The 327-nt window shown below is 37.3% G+C and carries 1 protein-coding gene; it reads left to right on the forward strand.

Annotated elements, in window-relative coordinates:
- A partial coding sequence (locus tag C1E99_RS13120; protein ID WP_202863396.1) for a type II CAAX prenyl endopeptidase Rce1 family protein occupies window positions 1-234 on the forward strand: 234 nt, incomplete at its 5' end.
- Between the last annotated feature and the right edge of the window lie 93 nt (window positions 235-327).

Here is a 327-nt window from a genome sequence, read left to right on the forward strand (position 1 = left end):
TTGAGTACAGATAAGAAAAAGCGTTCGCTGGTCTTACTCTTTTCAACAATTGTCCGTATATCTTTCCATACCTATCAAGGAATGGTATCTGCTCTTGTTATTGGTGTAGCCTTCGGTCTTTTCTATTACTACATGTACACAAGGAAAAATGATAATTTATTGCCCTATTTCTTAGGGCATGCTCTTGCGGATATGGTTGGTACAAGTTTCTTCTCATTGTTTATTGCAGGGTAAATAATGCAGAGAATGGACATCAAGCTAATCGGAGAACATTTCTTTCTCCCTTACAACTGACAAACGGATGATGATATGTAGTTTCTACCAAAC

It is taken from the genome of Streptococcus suis (genome assembly GCF_002964045.1).
GTDB classification, from domain to species: Bacteria; Bacillota; Bacilli; order Lactobacillales; family Streptococcaceae; genus Streptococcus; species Streptococcus suis_U.